Source organism: Paenibacillus sp. J31P316 (genome assembly GCF_056269105.1).
The window spans coordinates 1-17,554 of record NZ_JBWDNI010000030.1; the positions used below are offsets into that span (position 1 = coordinate 1).

Genomic DNA, 17,554 nt, shown 5'->3' on the forward strand with positions numbered 1-17,554 from the left:
AACAACCATCGTCCGCAAAGAAAATTAAAAAAACTGTCTCCGGCACAATACCGGAGACAGTTTTTTGGGTAGGGCTTTTTCTAACTGTCCACTAAATGGGGTCTTGACCAGGCAGCTGGGGCTTCTTCAACATGCGTTTTGCTTATAAGCTTACACCCACCACATTTCGCCAAGCGGCTCGCGGATCAGGATGGATTGGAGGTTTTGCACGGCTTTCGTGAAGCCTTCGTCCACGGACATCAGGCCATCTTCGTGCTCGATGCTGACGACGTAGTCGTAGCCGACCAGGCGAAGCGCGCTGATGATGTCGGACCAGACCTTCAGGTCGTGGCCGTAGCCGACCGTGCGGAACTGCCAAGCGCGGTCAAGCATGAGCGCGTACGACTGCATGTCCGTTACGCCGTGACGGTTAACGTTGATCGGATCGATCGACGTGTCTTTAGCATGGAAATGGTGAATGGCGCCGGCGCGGCCCAGGATGTGGATCGCTTGAACCGGATCGATTCCTTGCCACCACATATGGCTTGGATCGAGGTTGGCGCCGATTGCGTCGCCGGCTGCTTCGCGAAGGCGAAGAAGAGTCGCAGGCGTATGAACGGAGAAGCCGCCATGCAGCTCAAGGCCGATTTTAACGTTGCTTTCCGTTGCGAGCTTGCCGATCTCCGTCCAGTAAGGGATGACTTTGTTCTCCCATTGCCAGTCGAGGATTTCTTGGTAATCGTTCGGCCAAGGTGCAACCGGCCAGTTCGGATATTTAGCGTCCTCGTGGTCGCCAGGGCAGCCGGAGAACGTATTGACAACCGGAACGCCCAGCTTGCAAGCCAGTTGGATCGTTTTGCGGATGACGGCGTCATGCTCGCTGGAGATCGCTTTCTGCGGGTGCAGCGGGTTAGCGTGGCAGCTAAGCGCGCTGATCGTGAGTCCGCGTGCGTCGATCGCGTCTTTGAATGCTTTCAGCTTGCTTTCGTCGGCAAGCAGCACGTCCGGATCGCAGTGTGCGTTGCCTGGGTAGCCGCCGGTGCCGATTTCAATGGCATCCAGGCCTTTGGAAGCGATGTAATCCAGTGCGTCTTCAAACGATTTTTGAGCAAACAGAACGGAAAATACGCCGAGTTTCATACGAGTATAGTTACCTCCCAATGGTTATGTACTGCAAGTCTGTATCCATTATAGCATGGGCAATATGCCAGGTTAAGATTCCGAAGGGCCAATGACAAAAAAGCATACATAAAGGACAAAAATGAAAACGCTTATCGAATTTTCAAACTTATTGTCATTTTCATCCATATATAGTAGAGTAGACCTATTAAACTAGCAATTTTTACTATGAACAGTATCGAATGGGGGAACGGGATTGAGGTACAAAGGATTACGGCTCGCCGGCATCATCGCGGCAGGGGCGCTGCTGATGACAGGAACGGCTTTGGCGGCCGGAGGGACGGGATCTGCGCAGCTGGATGCGAAGGTCATCAACGGCGAAGTGTACGTGAAAGCAAGCTCGATCACCAAGGCGCTCGGAGGCAGCGGCACGTACGACGCCAAAACGCATAGCTATGCGTATACGCCACCTCCGCAGACGCAAGTACCGGACGTGATTAAGAAAGCATCTCCGTCCGTAGTCGGCATCATCGGCAAGTATGCGGCAGCGGGAGGCGACAATCGTTTCGCCTTGGAACACGGGACTGGCGTCATCTGGAATTCGGACGGCTGGATCGTCACGAACGCGCATGTCGTGAAGGACATGAGCAACATCGTGGTTGTGACCTCGGACGGCAAGCAATACCAAGGCAAGCGCATGAACATCGACGAAACCAGCGATCTGGCGCTCGTTAAGATCAACGCCACGAAGCTGAAACCAGCCGTGTTCGCGCCGGTACCGCTTCAATTGCAGGTCGGCGAAACGGTCATTGCCATCGGCACGCCGGTATCTTTTTCGCTGCGCAATACCGCAACGACGGGTGTCTTGAGCGGAATGAACCGTTCGATCTCTTCCTATTACAAGCTGCTCCAAACCGATGCGGCTATCAATCCCGGCAACAGTGGCGGTCCGTTGGTGAATATGCGCGGGGAGGTCATCGGCATCAACTCCTTGAAGTTCGTCAGCGATGGCGTCGAAAGCCTCGGCTTCTCGATTCCGACGGACACCGTACGCTATGTCGTGAATCAATTTTTCAAATACGGCCATGTGATGCGTCCTGCGCTTGGCGCGGAGCTGGAAGAAAGCTGGTCGGCGCTCGTAGGACTGCCGACGACCGATCCGCTCGAGATCAAATCCGTATGGGGAGCCGGGGCTCAGAAAGCGGGCCTGCATGAAGGCGATCAAATTTTCTCCATTGCCGGGAAACAAGTCTCGTCCATCGTAGAGGTTAACGAGCTCCTCAAAGCCTATTTGCCAGGTCAAACGATCGATATCATGATTCAGTCGGACGGCGATCTCGTAACGAAGAAATTGACGCTGTCGACGGCGCAAGCCCAATAAGAAGGAGAGAATAACGAATCCTATGAAGAAGAAATTACTCGCGCTACTCATTACCGCATGCATGATTTTCGCGCTAATTCCTGCTGTCGCAGGCGCTTCCGCCGCTCCGCTGGAAATCAAGCTGGCGATCGGCAGTCCGACCCTATCGGTGAATGGAGCGACGTCCACCATTCAGAAACCGTTCAAATCGAACGGTACGACCATGGTTCCGCTGAGCGTCATCACGAAAGCGTTTGGAGCCGGCCTGAAGCTGGAAAACAACAAAATCATCACGCTCTCCTACAATAAAACGAGCGTCGTCCTGACGATCGGCAGCAAAACCGTAAAGGTGAACGGAAGCCCGGTTACGCTGACGGCGGAACCGAAAATCGTGAACAGCGTTACGATGGTGCCGCTGCGCGTAATCGTCTCGGCATTCGGCGCCACGCTTGCCCTAAACGGAAATAACATTACGATTAAAGGCTTCAAAGCGGACGGCTCGTCCGCAAGCACGGGTTCGAACACGTCGGGAATTGACTCCGATGCAGGCAAAACCAAGGTCGGCGACAGCTACTACGGCTGGTCGATGAATTATCCGTCCGATCTTGTGCTTACGGCTCAAAGCGATAACGGCAGCCACATGCAATGGAACTCCGTGGCCAAAGACAGCAGCATCTTTCTTGCGATCGACGATATCGATCAAGAATATACGCGCCAAGAGCTTCGCGATCATATCAAGGAATACTTCAACGAGACCGAATTCGTCGTATCTTCGACGACGGTGAGCGCGGGCGGCTCCAGCTACGAGAATACCGTCAGCAGAGACCGCGACGGGTGGTATTTCGAATACCATGCCTTCCAAGCGCAGAACCGCATCTACTTGATCGGGGCCGGCGTCCAATCCGATTCCCGTGATGACTTGAATGCGTACAAAAGCATTTTGGACAGCTTTAAAACATCTTTCCCGTCCGGCGACAAGTCGGTAAAGGACGTTACTCGCGTCAAGGACGGCTACTATTCCGTTGTCGACAAAGATTACGGATTGTCGGTGAAGCTGCCGGTCGACTGGATTCGCGACGAAGAGAACGCGAGCCCGACATTCCTGAGCGAAGACGGATACATGAACTTCAATATCAGTTCCTTGGCAGCGGGCGACACCGCGGAAGCTTGGCTCGACCGCAGCCGCCAAGAGATGGAGAATGAATTCCAGGCCGATTATTTCCGGAACCTGAACGAATCCACCATCCAGCTTGTCGACGGAACGGCGCAGGTCTTGAGCTACGAATATACGTGGGACAAGAAAGATTGGTTTAAAGAATACGAGATTTTATTCGTGTACGGCACGCATAAATACGAAGCGGATTTCTACTATGCGCTTGACGGCGCATCCGATGGCGGGACATTGTACAGTCAAATCGTCGGTTCCTTGGATATCGATACCGCTTACGTGGAGAAGAATTTCAGCGAGCTCGACGATGCCGATGTGCTCAATCAGCTGACCGTTACGAAAACGAGCAAAAAATACGGGTATTCGATTACGCTTCCGGAATCTTGGTACGGCACGAAGAAGGACTTCGAATCGGAAGAGGTCGAATACGACAACGCGTACGGGGGCTTCACGATTTCGATCGTGGACGATATGACGGCAAGCGAATATCCGCAAGCGGTTCAAATGGCCGTCACGCAAAGCGAAGATTTGAAAAAAGCAGGAGCGGCAGTTAAATCGAATACCGTGACAACGGTCGGCGGCGTTACGGCTTACAAAACCGTGATCAGCTTGAACAATGCGGATATTCCGCTCGAAATCACGTACTACGCGATCGATCATAACGGGAAAACAGTATTGCTGACCTCCATTCTCAAACAAGCTCAAAGCACGGACGCGGTTCGAAGCAAAATCGATGCCGTCGTGAACACCTTCAAATTTAACAATTAATTCTGTCGCCCAGACGCCGCTCCGTGCTGTATAAACTACAGCGTGAGCGGCGTCTGTCTTATTTGGCAGCGGGAGACATGTGATGGTAGATGGGCATATACGGCAATTAAACTCGCATCCCCAGCCGTTTCCTCCGTTAAGGCGGCTTTTGTTTACACCTGCGCTCTGTTAAAATGAAAGAAAATATGAGATTTGCAAGATAGGATGGCGGACGTTTACATGAATACAATGAAGCGGCAAGATGTCGAGCTGCTGGCTCCGGCCGGTGACTGGGACTGCATGCGGGCGGCAGTGGCGAACGGTGCCGATGCTATATTTTTCGGCGTGGAGAAGTTCAACGCGCGGGCGCGGGCGAACAATTTCCAGACCGACGAGCTGCCGGAAATTATGGCGTTCCTGCACAGCTACGGCGTGAAAGGGTTTCTGACCTTTAATATATTGGTGTTCCAAAATGAACTGGAAGACGCGAAACGTCTGATCGATTCTTGCATCGATGCGGGCGTCGACGCCGTGATCGTACAGGACCTCGGACTCGTGAAGCTGATTCGGGAGCTTTCGCCGGACTTTCCGATTCATGGCTCCACGCAGATGACGATCACCTCGCCGGAGGCGGTGGAGTTCACGAAGCCGTTCGATATCGAACGGGTCGTGCTTGGCCGGGAGAACAACCTGAAACAGATCAAGACGATCGGCGAGCAGGCCAAGCTGCCGATGGAAGTGTTCGTGCACGGCGCGCTGTGCGTGTCATACTCCGGGCAGTGCCTTACTTCCGAAATGTGGGGCGGACGTTCCGCTAACCGCGGCGAATGCGCGCAAGCCTGCCGTCTGCCGTACGACTTGATGGTAGACGGCGAACATAAGCCGATGGGCGATGTGGCTTATCTGCTCTCGCCGAAGGATCTCGCGGCCGTCGAGCTCGTGCCGGACCTTATAGAAGCAGGCGTGACCTCCTTCAAAATCGAAGGACGGTTGAAGAGCCCTGAGTACGTGGCGAACGTCGTCGGCAAATACCGACGCGCGATCGACAAATATTTCGACGGCGACCGCTCGGCGCCTTCGAAGGAAGAGATCCGCGAGCTGCAGCAAAGCTTCTCCCGCGGATTCACTTCCGGGTTCCTGGAAGGGACGAACAACAAGAAGCTCGTGGAAGGCACGTTTCCGAAGAGCCGCGGCGTGTACCTCGGTCGCGTGGAGCGCATTCTGCGCGACGCCATCGTGTGCCGGATTGAAGCTCCGTTGAAGCGTGGCGACGGCATCGTGTTCGACGCCGGCGACCCGACGAAGAAGGAAGAGGGCGGCCGCGTGTATGACGTCCGCAGGCAAGGAGTCAAGCTGGAAGGCGAAGCGCAAGAAGGGACCGTGATCGAGATCGTTCCCGGCCGCAACGACGTGGACCTGCGCCGCGTCCATGTGGGTGACCGCGTCTGGAAGACAAGCGATCCGGCGTTGGATAGACGGCTTCGCGCGACCTTCGAGACGGAGAAGCCGTACCGCGTATTCCCGCTCGACCTGAAAGTCGTCGGCGAACTCGGGCAGCCGCTACGGACATGGTGGACCGACGTGGAGAAAGGCAACACGGTCGAGGTTACATCGGAATTGCCGCTCGAGCATGCGGAGAAGCGCCCGATGGACGAGGCCTTGCTGCGGGAGCAGCTTGGCCGTCTGGGTGGCACGGTGTACCAACTGGAGACGCTCGCCGTCGAGTTGGACGGCGATCTGATCGTGCCGATGCGCGAGCTGAACCGAATGCGGCGCGAGGCCGCGGAGCTGCTGGCGGGCGAACGTCCGAAGCCGCCTGTATACGTAAAGCGCCAAGTCGAGGTCTACGGGGACGCGCATAGCGGAGCCGCAGGCCATACGCGAGGCGGCGGGGCTTCGTCCGCCGCCGCGGCTGATCGCACAGCCAAGCTGACGGTGCTTTGCCGCAGCTTGCCGCAGTTGGAAGCGGCGGTGCGCTCCGAGAAAGTCGGCATGGTCTATGCCGATTTCGAGTTCATCAAACAGTTTCCTGCCGCGATGGCACTTGCGCGGAGCGCGGGCAAGCCGATTGCCTTGGCGACGCCGCGGATTCATATGCCGGGCGAGAACGGCTACCACGCCAACATTCTTAAGCTAAAACCGGATGCGGTACTGGTACGCAATACGGGTGCGTTGTATTACTATTTGCGCGCTAAGGCCGCTAATCCGAACGAGCCCTTCCCGCAGCTGATCGGCGATTTTTCGCTGAATGTGGCCAACCACAAGGCATCGGATTTGTTCTTGGATGCGGGCTGCGATCTCATCACGCCTTCGTACGACTTGAACGTACAGCAAATGTTCGACCTGCTGAGTGCGAGCGATACGTCGCGGACCGAGATCGTCATCCATCAGCATCTGCCGATGTTCCATACGGAGCATTGCGTATATTGCACCTTCATGAGCGAGGGAACGGATTATACGAACTGCGGACGTCCGTGCGAGGAGCACCGTGCTTCCCTGCAGGATCGGATCGGCATGTCCCACCCCGTCCGAGTCGACGAAGGCTGCCGGAATACCGTCTACAACGCCATTGAGCAGTCCGGCGCGGAATATATGGTGCAGTTCAGGGATTTGGGCGTATCGTCATTTCGTATTGAATTTTTGGAAGAAACAGCCGATAAAGTAGAAGAGGTTATCGAGCTGTACAGCGACGCGCTTGCCGGACGCATCGGCGGCACGCAGGTGTGGCGCAGTCTGAAAGCGATCAACCAGCTTGGCGTTACCAGAGGCCAGTTGGTGAAATAGGCGAATCGTGGGAGAGACCTTTAACGGGGTCTCTCTTTTTCTTTTTTTGGGTAAGAAGGATTACAGGAAACGTTTAATTTCGACAATCCCGAGAGGAATTTGCACCAAGGGACGCGAATAGTAGCAACTAATAGCGCCTGAAAGGGACAAACGGCAGTTTGCAAGTTCATAACGACCTGGATGAATAAATGAAGCGCGGTGAGGGTGCCAATGAATCAGAACAACAATCAAGGATCGCAGCATGATCAATGGCTGGGTCAAGTAATGAAGGCAGAACAAACGATCCTGGATGGGCAGATGCCGACGATCGAGCAGCTTCTGGCCATTCCGTCAGAGATAAGAATGAAATCTCCCCTTCTGCTTCGCGCCGAATGCGAGCATAGACTGTTGAACGGGCAGCCGATGGAAACGAAGCAAAGGTTGGAAGCCGCGCTTCGCGGCTTTGCCGCGCAGGCCGACGAGTCTGCGATGCTGACGATGATGGCGATGCTTGGGCTCTTGTATATTCAGGTTGGAGATCTGCATGAATCCAAGCCGTTCATGACGCTGCTCGGGCAAGAATGGGCGCGCAACCGGGAGCACTGCAGCGGATTCGTTCCTTGGGCGTTGGCGCGTTCGGCGGCCAGCACGCCGGACCTTCCATCCCGGTTCGAAGATGCGCGGGGATTGATGATGGCGGCGGTGGAACGGTTTCGGGAAGAGGGCAGGCCGCTGTGGACCAGCTTTGCGCTGCTCGACAGCCGGATTTTCGACCCGCGGATACAGTCGAATGCCGACTGGCCGTTCTGGATGAATTGGTTGAAACGGCATACGGCAGAGCAGCCGCTGGCCGCCGCGGTGCTTAACCTGCTCGGCAGCTCGAAGCCCGATGCTTCGATATGCGAACGGCTGCCCGTACGATACGCCTATTTAAGTAAGGCCGTTCTGTTAGGCGAGGCGGAAGAATGCCTGCCGGAGGAATTGGCGGATGATATCGAGTGCGGCATTTATGCCGCAGGAGCCGTAGTCAGGCGGCTGCTGGCCGAGAAACAGCCCGAAGCAGCGTCGGAAGCGCTGCAGCTGTTTGAACGCAGGCATCGGCTCTTGTCGACGCCTGCGGCTCAGCGGCTGTCCGTCGAACTGCAGGAGCGGCTGGCTGCCGCGGCGGTTGCGGCAGATGTCCGGCCAGAACAGAGTCTTCGGCCGAGTGCGAATGGTATCGGCGGCATCGGTCGCGGAAGCGAAAGCGAGATCCCACCGGGCCCGCCTGCACCTGCCGCATCGGCACAATCGAACGCGGGTACAAGCTCGGGCGTGAGTTCGAAGTGGAAAATCAAGCTGTTTGGCGGCATTAGCTTCAGCACGGAGGATGGCCAGCAGGCCGAACCGGTTTGGAAACGGCGAAAAGCCGGCGAATTGTTCGCGTATTTGCTGCTGCAGCCGGCATATAAATCGAATCGCGAGCAGGTCATCGAGCGGGTTTTCGGCGAAGGCGACCCCGCGAAGCGCTCCAATCAACTGTACGTAACGCTTCATGACTTACGCAATGCGCTTAAGGAAATCGGTCTGCACGAGGAGGCTGTATTCGCCAAGCGCGGGGTGGTCGGCATTTCGGAGCAGGCGGTCGAATCCGTGGACGTCGAGACGTTCATAACGCTATCCCGCGTCGGTGACCAGCTCTGGATGGACGACCACGAGGCGGCAAGCCGGCTTTATGAGAAGGCAATACCGCTTTACGGCATGCTTGCGACGGAGCTTCCTTACGCAGAATGGCTGGAGCGTACGAGGGAGCAGCTGCTGGACCGGCAGACCACGATGCTCAAAAGACTGGCTGCATTCTATGCCGATCAGAAGGACGAGGCGCGCGAAGAACAGCGGCTGTCCGATTGGATCGCGCTGCGGCCGGAACACGAGGAGGCGTTCGAAGCCATGATCAGGCTTTGTCTGCGCGGCAACCGGCGCGTCGAGGCGATCAGCTGGTACCGCCGGCTTGAACGGATTTGGAAGGAAGAGCTCGGCATCGAGCCGTTGGAAGAAGTCAGGAAACTGCTATGGAAATGACGACGCAGCAGAAGAAACCGCCTGTTTATTACAACGGGATGCTGCTCAATCGTCTGCTTGCCGTCTTCTTGATTACGATGCTTGCCGGTGTGATCATTGTGCGGGCGGAAGCGCTGCTGGACTCCTATTTTAATAAAATGTTCCCGTTCCCGCTCGTTATTTTGGGCCTAGGAGCACTCGTCTTGGGCTTGCTGCTCCTATGTTTCTCCGTCGTAAGGCTGCAGCCGGTGTTCATTCTACTGCAGGTCCAATTTAGTCCGACTCCAGGCCAAAGCCAAGAGGGCCAAACCAATATGGCGCTGCTTCGGCTGTACCGGCTTCCGTATGAGCTGTTCGCCGGCATGTGTTTGTTCGGCTCGGTGCTATCGGTTTTGTTCCATGGCCTGGAGATTGCAGCATGCATCATGCAGGAGCAGACGGACGGATTGCGGCTTCTCGGGACAGTCGTAGGGGAGCAGGGCCTGTTCATCTTCATGGCGATTATTCTATTTACTTCGATCCGCCGCACGCTGAGACCGGTACTTATGCGGCTTCAGCCATTGCCGAGCGGATTTGACGGCCGGGCTTCTGTCGCTCAGCCGCTTGTGATCACCTATACGAGCACGTTCGTCGTGACGATCCTGAGCCTGCTTCAGCTGGCCATCGTGACGGCAAGTCCACATAACCCCACTGAGCCCTACAAGTTTGGCATCATCGCCATGTTTTATTTTATAATGGGGTTAAGCTTATTCAGTTACGTAACCATGCAATTCAGGGAAGAGCTGCGAAGGCTGATCCGCGGTATCCGTGGACTGGTGGGCGGCTACGACTTGCCGAGAAACGAAGCGGCAGCCATTCTCCATGACGAAGCGGGAGAACTGGCCGTCGCTTTCAATGAGCTGCAAAACCGGATTAATCGCGAGTACGAGTCGCTTGAACGCGAGCTGAAGCTGGCCTACAATGTGCAGCAGAAGCTGCTGCCGCCCGGGGACCTGACGATAGGTTCGTACCGGATTACGGCCCGCTGCCAGTCTTACCGCGAGGTAGGCGGGGACTTCTTCGACGTGGTGTCGCTCGGGCCGAGCCGGTTTGCGATCATGATCGGCGACGTATCCGGGAAAGGCTTGCCTGCCGCGCTCCTGATGTCCGCGCAGCTGCTCGTCTTCCGGTCCGAGATCCGGCGAAGCGGCAGCCCCTCGGAGGTGCTTGCCCGCATGAACCGGCAGCTTTGCGAGGCCATGGGCGATGACGGATCTGTCACGATCGGCGTCGGCGTCATCGATTTAACGAATAATCACGTGCAATACGCCAGCGCGGGGCACTTATCGCCTTACGTTGTTTCTAAGGAAGGTCAATATAAGGCGGTAGACTGCAGCTCGCTTCCCATCGGTATCGATCCGGAAGCCGAATACGAGGAAATGAGTCTGCAGCTAGAAGACGGCGACCGGTTTCTGCTGTACACCGATGGATTAATTGAGGCCGTTAATCAACAAGGAGATATGTATAGCTTTGAAGGCCTTGAGGCGGAGCTTGCGACTTGGAAGCCGGCGATGGACCTCGCTGTGGTCATTGATGACTGGCTTGCCCGCGTCGATCAGGAATGCGGTCCGGGCCAAGACGACAGGACCGTCGTCGTACTCGAGCTGGCAGGGGAGTACCGCAGCGTGCTTGCGAAGCTGAACCTTTCGCCGGGCGAGCAGGGATCGGCCTCCGGACATTTCGATAATCCCTTTCTGTCCCGGGAATGGTCGCTGCGCAGCAATCTTGGCAGCGAGCGCCTGATCGCCATGAAGCTTGGCGATTGGATGGAGGAACGATGGCCGGAATGCGATATCCGCGAAGACGTGCAGAGCGCGATATGCGAAGCGATGATTAATGCCATTGAACATGGCAACAGACTGCAGCCGAACAAATACGTGACGCTGATTGCCCAAATCGGCGGCATGCTTGCGGTGTGCCGCGTTTATGACGAAGGCGGAGGCTACTTCCCGCGTCTCAACCGAGACGAAGCGGAGATGCGCAAGAAGCTGGAATCCGAAGATCCCCGCGGCTGGGGACTAGTCATGATCGATTCGCTTGCCGACTATTGGACGACGGGACGGGACGAGCGCGGATTCTATACCGAGCTGTATTTTATGCGCAAACCGAGAAACGCTCCGGAAGAGCATTCGATATAGAAGAGGAGGCAACACAGTGGCAGAACAACCTTTTTCGATGCATACGCGCAAATTCCAGGGCGGGATGGTACTTGAGCTGAACGGCGATTTGACGAAATCGGCGGAGGCAAAGCTGATTTCGGTCTTGGAACAGGAGACGGAGCTGGGCTTGGGCGTTCGATTCCTGGCGCTGGATTTGACGAAGGTGCAGTACATCAACAGCGGCGGCATGGCTGTGCTGATTCGTCTGGCGCGCATGGGCAGCAAAGCCGGCGTCCATACGTTTTCCTGGGGCGTAACCCCCCATTACGAGAAGCTGTTCCGGATGGTTGGACTGACGGAATATATGATGATATATCCGAACGAATTCGCGGTCATGCAGCGAATTGAGGCGCTTAATCTTTAATGGCGTCAAGCATGAAGAGGATGGAGGGTAACATGGAGCTTCAAGCGATTTACGAAACATGGCGGCATGTCTTCAAGCTCGATCCGGAACGCGCCATCACTGACGAACAGCTGGACGCGATTTGCCTGTCCGGTACGGACGCTGTGATCGTCGGCGGTTCGACGGGCGTGACGTTCGACAATACGGTCGACCTGATGTCCCGCATTCGGCGGTACGAGGTTCCTTGCGCGCTGGAAGTTTCCAGCGAAGAGGCAGCCGTTCCCGGCTTCGACCATTATTTCATCCCGCTCGTCCTGAACACCGATCGGGCGGAGTGGATGACAGGAAGGCAGATCAGCGCGCTGCGCGCATTCGGGGCGTTCATCCCCTGGGAGAGCACGTCAGCGGAAGGGTACATAATCCTGAACGGGGAAGCCGAGGCTGCGAAGCTGACGGGAGCGCGGACAACCCTTGATGCAGAGACGGTAACGGCGCACATCTATATGGCGGACAGGTTGATGCGGTTGCCGATAATTTATATGGAGTACAGTGGCAAATTCGGCGACATGGAGCTGGTCAAACGAGCGGCGAGGCTAGCCACGAGCGCAAGATTGTTCTACGGCGGGGGCGTCGACAACGCGGAGAAAGCGCGGATGGCAGCGGAAGCTGCGCACACCGTCATCGTCGGGAACGTCATTTACGACAACTTGGAGGCTGCTTTATCGACGGTCGCTGCAGTTGCGGAAGTATCGTACGACGGCAAATAATCACATCGATTCAAACGGCTTTGATGACGAACTCGGGCTTTGTACCGCATGCCCTTCGTATCACGGCCGTTTTCTTTTTTTCCTCGAACCTCTAATTGACACATCCCGGGCGGTTGTCTAGACTGGAGAATAGGCGAACAAATGCGAACAAAGGGGTTTTGTGTTCACTATGTTGAATGAATTTAGCATCGATCAGGCTGTCAGCAAGCTGAACCCGCCGCAGCGTGCGGCTGTGCAAGCGACAGAGGGTCCACTGCTCATAATGGCGGGAGCCGGCAGCGGCAAGACGCGCGTGCTGACGCACCGAATAGCTTATCTGATGGAGAAAAGACGCGTCGCGCCATGGAGCATTCTGGCGATTACGTTTACGAATAAAGCAGCAAGAGAAATGCAGCTTCGGGTAGGCTCGCTTGTCGGTCCGTCCGCGAACGATATTTGGGTATCTACCTTTCACTCCATGTGCGTGCGTATTTTGCGCAGGGACATCGGCCGGATCGGATTCACGAACAGCTTCTCCATCTTGGATTCTGCCGACCAACTGTCGGTTATTCGCAATTGCATGAAAGAGCAGAATATCGATACGAAGAAGTTCGAACCCAAGAGCGTGCAAGCCGCGATCGGCGGGGCCAAGAACGAACTGATCTCTCCGGAGCAATTCGAGCAGAAGATCGGGGATTATTTCGATGGCATCGTTGCCAAGATTTACGCGTCTTATCAAAAGAAGCTGAAGAGCAACAACTCGCTGGATTTCGACGATTTGATCATGAAGACGATCCAGCTGTTCAAGGACGAGCCGGACGTGCTGGCATTCTACCAGAATAAATTCCGTTATATCCATGTCGACGAGTATCAGGATACGAACCGTGCGCAATATATGCTGTGCAATATGCTTGCCGACAAGCATCACAACATCTGCGTCGTCGGCGATAGCGATCAATCGATTTACCGTTGGCGCGGAGCGGACATTACGAATATTTTGAACTTTGAGGAAGACTATCCGGAGGCGAAGGCGATTCTGCTGGAGCAGAACTATCGCTCGACGTCGAATATTTTGAACGCGGCCAATGCCGTCATCAAGCTGAACAGCTCTCGTAAGGATAAGAAGCTGTGGACCGATCAGGGCGAAGGCGAAGCCATCATGATCTATCAAGCGGATACGGAGCATGACGAGGGCTATTTCGTAACCGGACAAATTCGCCAGCAAGTGAATAAAGGCCGCAAATATGGCGAACATGCCATACTGTACCGGACGAATGCCCAGTCGCGGGTTATAGAGGAAATGCTCATCAAATCCGATATTCCCTACCAAATCGTCGGCGGCGTGAAGTTCTACGATCGCAAAGAGATCAAGGACCTGCTCGCCTACCTGCGGCTCATTTCCAATCCGGACGACGATGTCTGCTTCCAACGGATCGTTAACGTGCCGAAACGAGGCATAGGGGACACTACGGTTGCGAAGCTGATGGAGGAAGCGGGTATACGCGGCGTGTCCGTCTTCAACCTGCTCGAGCAGCTTGACTGGCTGGACGTGACGGGTCGCGCCCGTACTGCATTGCGGGAGTTCCAAGAGATCATCCTGAATTTGACGCGCATGGTGGAGTATCTATCCGTAACGGAATTAACGGAGAAAGTATTGGAGATGAGCGGCTATCGCGAGGAGCTTCAGCGCGAGAATACGTTGGAGTCGAAGGCGCGTCTCGAGAATATCGACGAGTTCTTGTCCGTAACGCAAGATTTCGAGAAGCGCAATGAGGACAAATCGCTGGTTTCGTTCCTGACAGACCTTGCGCTGATTGCGGACATCGACTCGATGGACGAGGATGAGCCGGAGGGCGGCGTGAAGGATGCCGTCGTGCTCATGACGATGCACAGCGCCAAGGGGCTGGAATTCCCGATTGTCTTCATCGTGGGCATGGAGGAAGGCGTGTTCCCGCACAGCCGGGCATTGAACGATAACGACGAGCTGGAGGAAGAACGGCGATTGGCTTACGTAGGTATCACCCGCGCGGAGAAGCAGCTTTTCTTGACCTGCGCGCGGATGCGTACGCTGTTCGGTCGGACCAACGCTAACATGCCGTCGCGCTTCCTAAAGGAAGTGCCTGACGAGCTCAAGACGGACGCTTCGGCTGTGGGCCGCGGCAGACCGGCAGGCGGAGGAAGCGGTTTTTCCGGGGGCGGCTTCGGGGCAAGCAGATCAGGCGGGGCGACCGGCAGCGGCTTCGGTTTCCGCGGACCGGCGGCATCGCCGCCGCGAACGGGTGCGCCAGCTAGCGGCAGCGGGGGCGTGCGTACGAGTCCAGCAGCAGGCGTAGTTCGTCCTGCACTCCCGGGTAGAACGCCGGATGCGGCAGCATCCGCCGGCGTAAGCTTCGCCGTCGGAGATAAAGTATCCCACGGCAAATGGGGCATAGGCACAGTCGTGGACGTCAGGGGAGCAGTCGGCGAGCAGGAGCTCAAAGTAGCCTTCGAAGCGCCGACCGGCATCCGTAAGCTGATGGCCGCATATGCGCCGATTCAGAAGGTTTAGCCGCCTCAGTATTGGGGCGTTGATTTGAATATGAGAGGGAGGACGTCAATGACGACTGCGATGGAACCAGGACAAAACGCCGATTCGGCAAGCCTGACGCGCATGCGCGAACTGGTCGATCTGATTACGCTCCACAGCCATAATTATTATACGCTGGACCAGCCGACGATCAGCGACAAGCAATATGACGAGCTATATGACGAGCTCGTGCAGCTGGAGCTGCAGACCGGACATGCGCTTCCAACTTCTCCGACCCAGCGGGTAGGCGGGGATATTTTGAAGGGCTTTGACCCGCACCGCCACCGCGCGCGTTTGTGGAGCCTGGACAAAGCGCAGGATGCCGAGGATTTGTTGGCGTGGAATGCTCGCGTACGTCGCGCGATTGCCGATTACAACGCCAAGAATCCCGACACGGATCCGCTCCCTGAGCCGTCCTACGTCATTGAGCTGAAGTTTGACGGTCTAACCTTGAACTTGACGTACGAGGACGGTAACCTCGTGCAGGCTTCCACGCGCGGCAACGGCGTCGTGGGCGAAGGCATCTTGGCGCAGGTCAAGACGATTCGTTCCATTCCGCTTACCATTCCGTTCTCCGACGGCATTATCGAAGTGCAAGGCGAAGGCATTATGAATTTGTCGGTGCTTGAAGCGTACAACCGAACGGCGGCGGAGCCGCTCAAGAATGCCCGCAATGCGGCTGCCGGAGCTCTGCGTAACCAGAACCCTAAGATTACGGCAGAGCGCAAGCTGAGCGCATTCTTCTATAATGTCGGTTACGCGGACGGCGTTTCGTTCGACACGCATCAAGAAATGATTCAATTTCTACAGGATAACCGTTTCAAGGTGAATGCCTATACAAGCTATTGGTCCACGATCGAAGAGGTGCAGTCGGAGCTTGAGCGCGTGGCCGAGGGGCGACATGAGCATGATTTTCTGATCGATGGTGCCGTTGTCAAACTAACGGATATGCGCACGCGCGAGGCGCTTGGCTATACCGACAAGTTCCCGCGTTGGGCGGTAGCGTTCAAATTCGAGGCGGAAGAAACGACGACAATCTTGGAATCCGTCTCTTGGGAAGTCGGCCGTACCGGCAAAATCACGCCAGTTGCTCGGGTCGAAGCGGTGGACTTGGCAGGGGTTACCGTTCAGAATTGCACGTTGAATAACATCGGCGACATCGAACGCAAGAACTTGAAGTTTGCCCTCGGGACGCATGTCTTCATTCGACGGTCCAATGATGTTATCCCGGAGATATTGGGTAAAGCGGACGATGAGCCAGGTCAAGAAATCATCGTGCCGGAGATTTGTCCATCCTGCGGTACGCTGCTGGAATTGCGCGGCGCACATCTGTTCTGCACCAACAAGCTCGGCTGCCGGCCGCAAACGATTGCCCGCATTACGCATTTCTCCTCGCGCGATGCAATGGACATCGAGTCCTTCAGCATTATGACGGCAGAGCAGCTGTTCGACGAATGCGGCGTACGCGATCCGGCGGATCTCTATGCACTGTCCTATGACGATCTTATCGGACTCGAGCGCTTCGGCGATCGCAAGGCTCGTAAACTAGTGGAGGCGCTGGAGAAGTCTAAGGACCGCGATCTCGCAGCATTCCTGTTTGCGCTAGGGATTCCAAACACGGGTAAAGCAACGACCAAAATGCTCGCCGATCACTTCGGGCAATTGGCTGCCATTCGATCTGCTGAAGTCGAAGAGCTTGTTGGTTTGCCTGACGTCGGCGGTATAGTGGCAGAGAGCATCTATAGTTACTTCCGTGATCCGGCGGCTAGCGACAACATCGATCGTATGCTTGCCCTTGGTGTCAAGGCTGAGGCGGAGAATACCGCTCCCGCGAGAACGGACAGTATCTTCAGCGGCAAAACCGTCGTGCTGACCGGAACGCTCTCCCTCATGACCAGGGACGAGGCGGGGAAGAAGCTGGAGGCGCTCGGCGCCAAGATCAGCGGAAGCGTGTCGAAGAAAACCGACTTCGTTATTGCGGGCGAGAGTGCCGGCAGCAAGCTGACCAAAGCCAAGGAGCTAGGCGTTACGGTTATCGAAGACGAACAGGAACTGTTGAAATTGCTGGGCGAGTAAGGGGGAGAAGGCCGTTTTTGAGCTTTTGTGCTTAACAACGGCCTTCTGTTATTTTTTACAAGTTGTAATCTGCTTATGGATGTGGTAAATTACTTCTTGTCGCTTTTGAGGCGCACGGCAGCATCGAACAAACGCTTTCGATAAGAAAGAAAATAAGATGTTGACGAACGAGAAGAAAGCTGATAATATACTTTCTTGTGACCACGCAAGTGTTCACGACAAAACAAGTTCTTTGAAAACTGAACATATGGATCACGTCAGAATCCAACAAATGCTTTAAAACGATTGACTGTGTCGATCGTACAAGCTAGCAAGTAATGAGCTAACGAGCTTATTCTATACAATGGCTTCGGCCACTTTTATGGAGAGTTTGATCCTGGCTCAGGACGAACGCTGGCGGCGTGCCTAATACATGCAAGTCGAGCGGAGTTATTCCTTCGGGGATAGCT

10 protein-coding genes and 1 rRNA gene are annotated in these 17,554 nt (G+C 55.7%); 10 read left to right on the top strand and 1 reads right to left on the bottom strand.

All coding sequences use genetic code 11. The features are described 5' to 3' along the window. Positions 1-150: 150 nt before the first annotated feature. Positions 151-1,119 carry a sugar phosphate isomerase/epimerase family protein gene (locus AC0YNU_RS32745; protein WP_475764212.1) on the bottom strand — a complete coding sequence of 323 codons (969 nt, stop codon included), beginning with the start codon at positions 1,117-1,119 and terminating at the stop codon, positions 151-153. Positions 1,120-1,354: 235 nt separating this feature from the next. On the opposite strand from AC0YNU_RS32745, the gene AC0YNU_RS32750 reads away from it, so the two are divergent. From AC0YNU_RS32750 to AC0YNU_RS32795, 10 genes are all read left to right on the top strand, one after another. Then, positions 1,355-2,479, top strand: coding sequence for a S1C family serine protease (locus AC0YNU_RS32750; RefSeq protein WP_475764214.1), 1,125 nt, complete (start codon positions 1,355-1,357; stop codon positions 2,477-2,479). Positions 2,480-2,501: 22 nt separating this feature from the next. Beyond that, the gene (locus AC0YNU_RS32755) at positions 2,502-4,394 is read left to right on the top strand and encodes a copper amine oxidase N-terminal domain-containing protein (RefSeq protein WP_475764216.1); all 1,893 of its coding nucleotides are present in this window, start codon (positions 2,502-2,504) and stop codon (positions 4,392-4,394) included. A 219-nt stretch (positions 4,395-4,613) separates the two neighbouring features. Further along, entirely contained in the window at positions 4,614-7,157 is a 2,544-nt protein-coding gene (locus tag AC0YNU_RS32760; RefSeq protein ID WP_475764218.1) for a U32 family peptidase, read from the top strand. Positions 7,158-7,367: 210 nt separating this feature from the next. Further along, the gene (locus AC0YNU_RS32765; RefSeq protein WP_475764220.1) at positions 7,368-9,197 is read left to right on the top strand and encodes an AfsR/SARP family transcriptional regulator; all 1,830 of its coding nucleotides are present in this window, start codon (positions 7,368-7,370) and stop codon (positions 9,195-9,197) included. Further along, entirely contained in the window at positions 9,188-11,353 is a 2,166-nt protein-coding gene (locus AC0YNU_RS32770) for an ATP-binding SpoIIE family protein phosphatase (RefSeq protein WP_475764222.1), read from the top strand. The genes AC0YNU_RS32765 and AC0YNU_RS32770 overlap by 10 nt, the downstream gene beginning before the upstream one ends. A gap of 16 nt (positions 11,354-11,369) precedes the next feature. Beyond that, positions 11,370-11,738 carry an STAS domain-containing protein gene (locus tag AC0YNU_RS32775; RefSeq protein ID WP_475764225.1) on the top strand — a complete coding sequence of 123 codons (369 nt, stop codon included), beginning with the start codon at positions 11,370-11,372 and terminating at the stop codon, positions 11,736-11,738. Between the two features lie 32 nt (positions 11,739-11,770). Continuing rightward, positions 11,771-12,484 (top strand): heptaprenylglyceryl phosphate synthase, encoded by a 714-nt coding sequence (gene pcrB / locus AC0YNU_RS32780; protein ID WP_475764227.1) that lies wholly within the window; start codon positions 11,771-11,773, stop codon positions 12,482-12,484. Positions 12,485-12,653: 169 nt separating this feature from the next. Next, positions 12,654-15,011 carry a DNA helicase PcrA gene (pcrA, locus tag AC0YNU_RS32785; protein ID WP_475764229.1) on the top strand — a complete coding sequence of 786 codons (2,358 nt, stop codon included), beginning with the start codon at positions 12,654-12,656 and terminating at the stop codon, positions 15,009-15,011. A gap of 48 nt (positions 15,012-15,059) precedes the next feature. Next, the gene (gene ligA, locus AC0YNU_RS32790; protein ID WP_475764231.1) at positions 15,060-17,105 is read left to right on the top strand and encodes an NAD-dependent DNA ligase LigA; all 2,046 of its coding nucleotides are present in this window, start codon (positions 15,060-15,062) and stop codon (positions 17,103-17,105) included. Between the two features lie 358 nt (positions 17,106-17,463). After that, a 16S ribosomal RNA gene (locus AC0YNU_RS32795) occupies positions 17,464-17,554 on the top strand; the annotation flags it as partial.

Coding starts and splice junctions, on each gene's coding strand:
- pcrA (WP_475764229.1), top strand. CDS start 12,654: ATGTTGAATGAATTTAGCATCGATCAGGCTGTCAGCAAGCTGAACCCG.
- pcrB (WP_475764227.1), top strand. CDS start 11,771: ATGGAGCTTCAAGCGATTTACGAAACATGGCGGCATGTCTTCAAGCTC.
- AC0YNU_RS32745 (WP_475764212.1), bottom strand. CDS start 1,119: ATGAAACTCGGCGTATTTTCCGTTCTGTTTGCTCAAAAATCGTTTGAA.
- ligA (WP_475764231.1), top strand. CDS start 15,060: ATGACGACTGCGATGGAACCAGGACAAAACGCCGATTCGGCAAGCCTG.
- AC0YNU_RS32770 (WP_475764222.1), top strand. CDS start 9,188: ATGGAAATGACGACGCAGCAGAAGAAACCGCCTGTTTATTACAACGGG.
- AC0YNU_RS32765 (WP_475764220.1), top strand. CDS start 7,368: ATGAATCAGAACAACAATCAAGGATCGCAGCATGATCAATGGCTGGGT.
- AC0YNU_RS32760 (WP_475764218.1), top strand. CDS start 4,614: ATGAATACAATGAAGCGGCAAGATGTCGAGCTGCTGGCTCCGGCCGGT.
- AC0YNU_RS32755 (WP_475764216.1), top strand. CDS start 2,502: ATGAAGAAGAAATTACTCGCGCTACTCATTACCGCATGCATGATTTTC.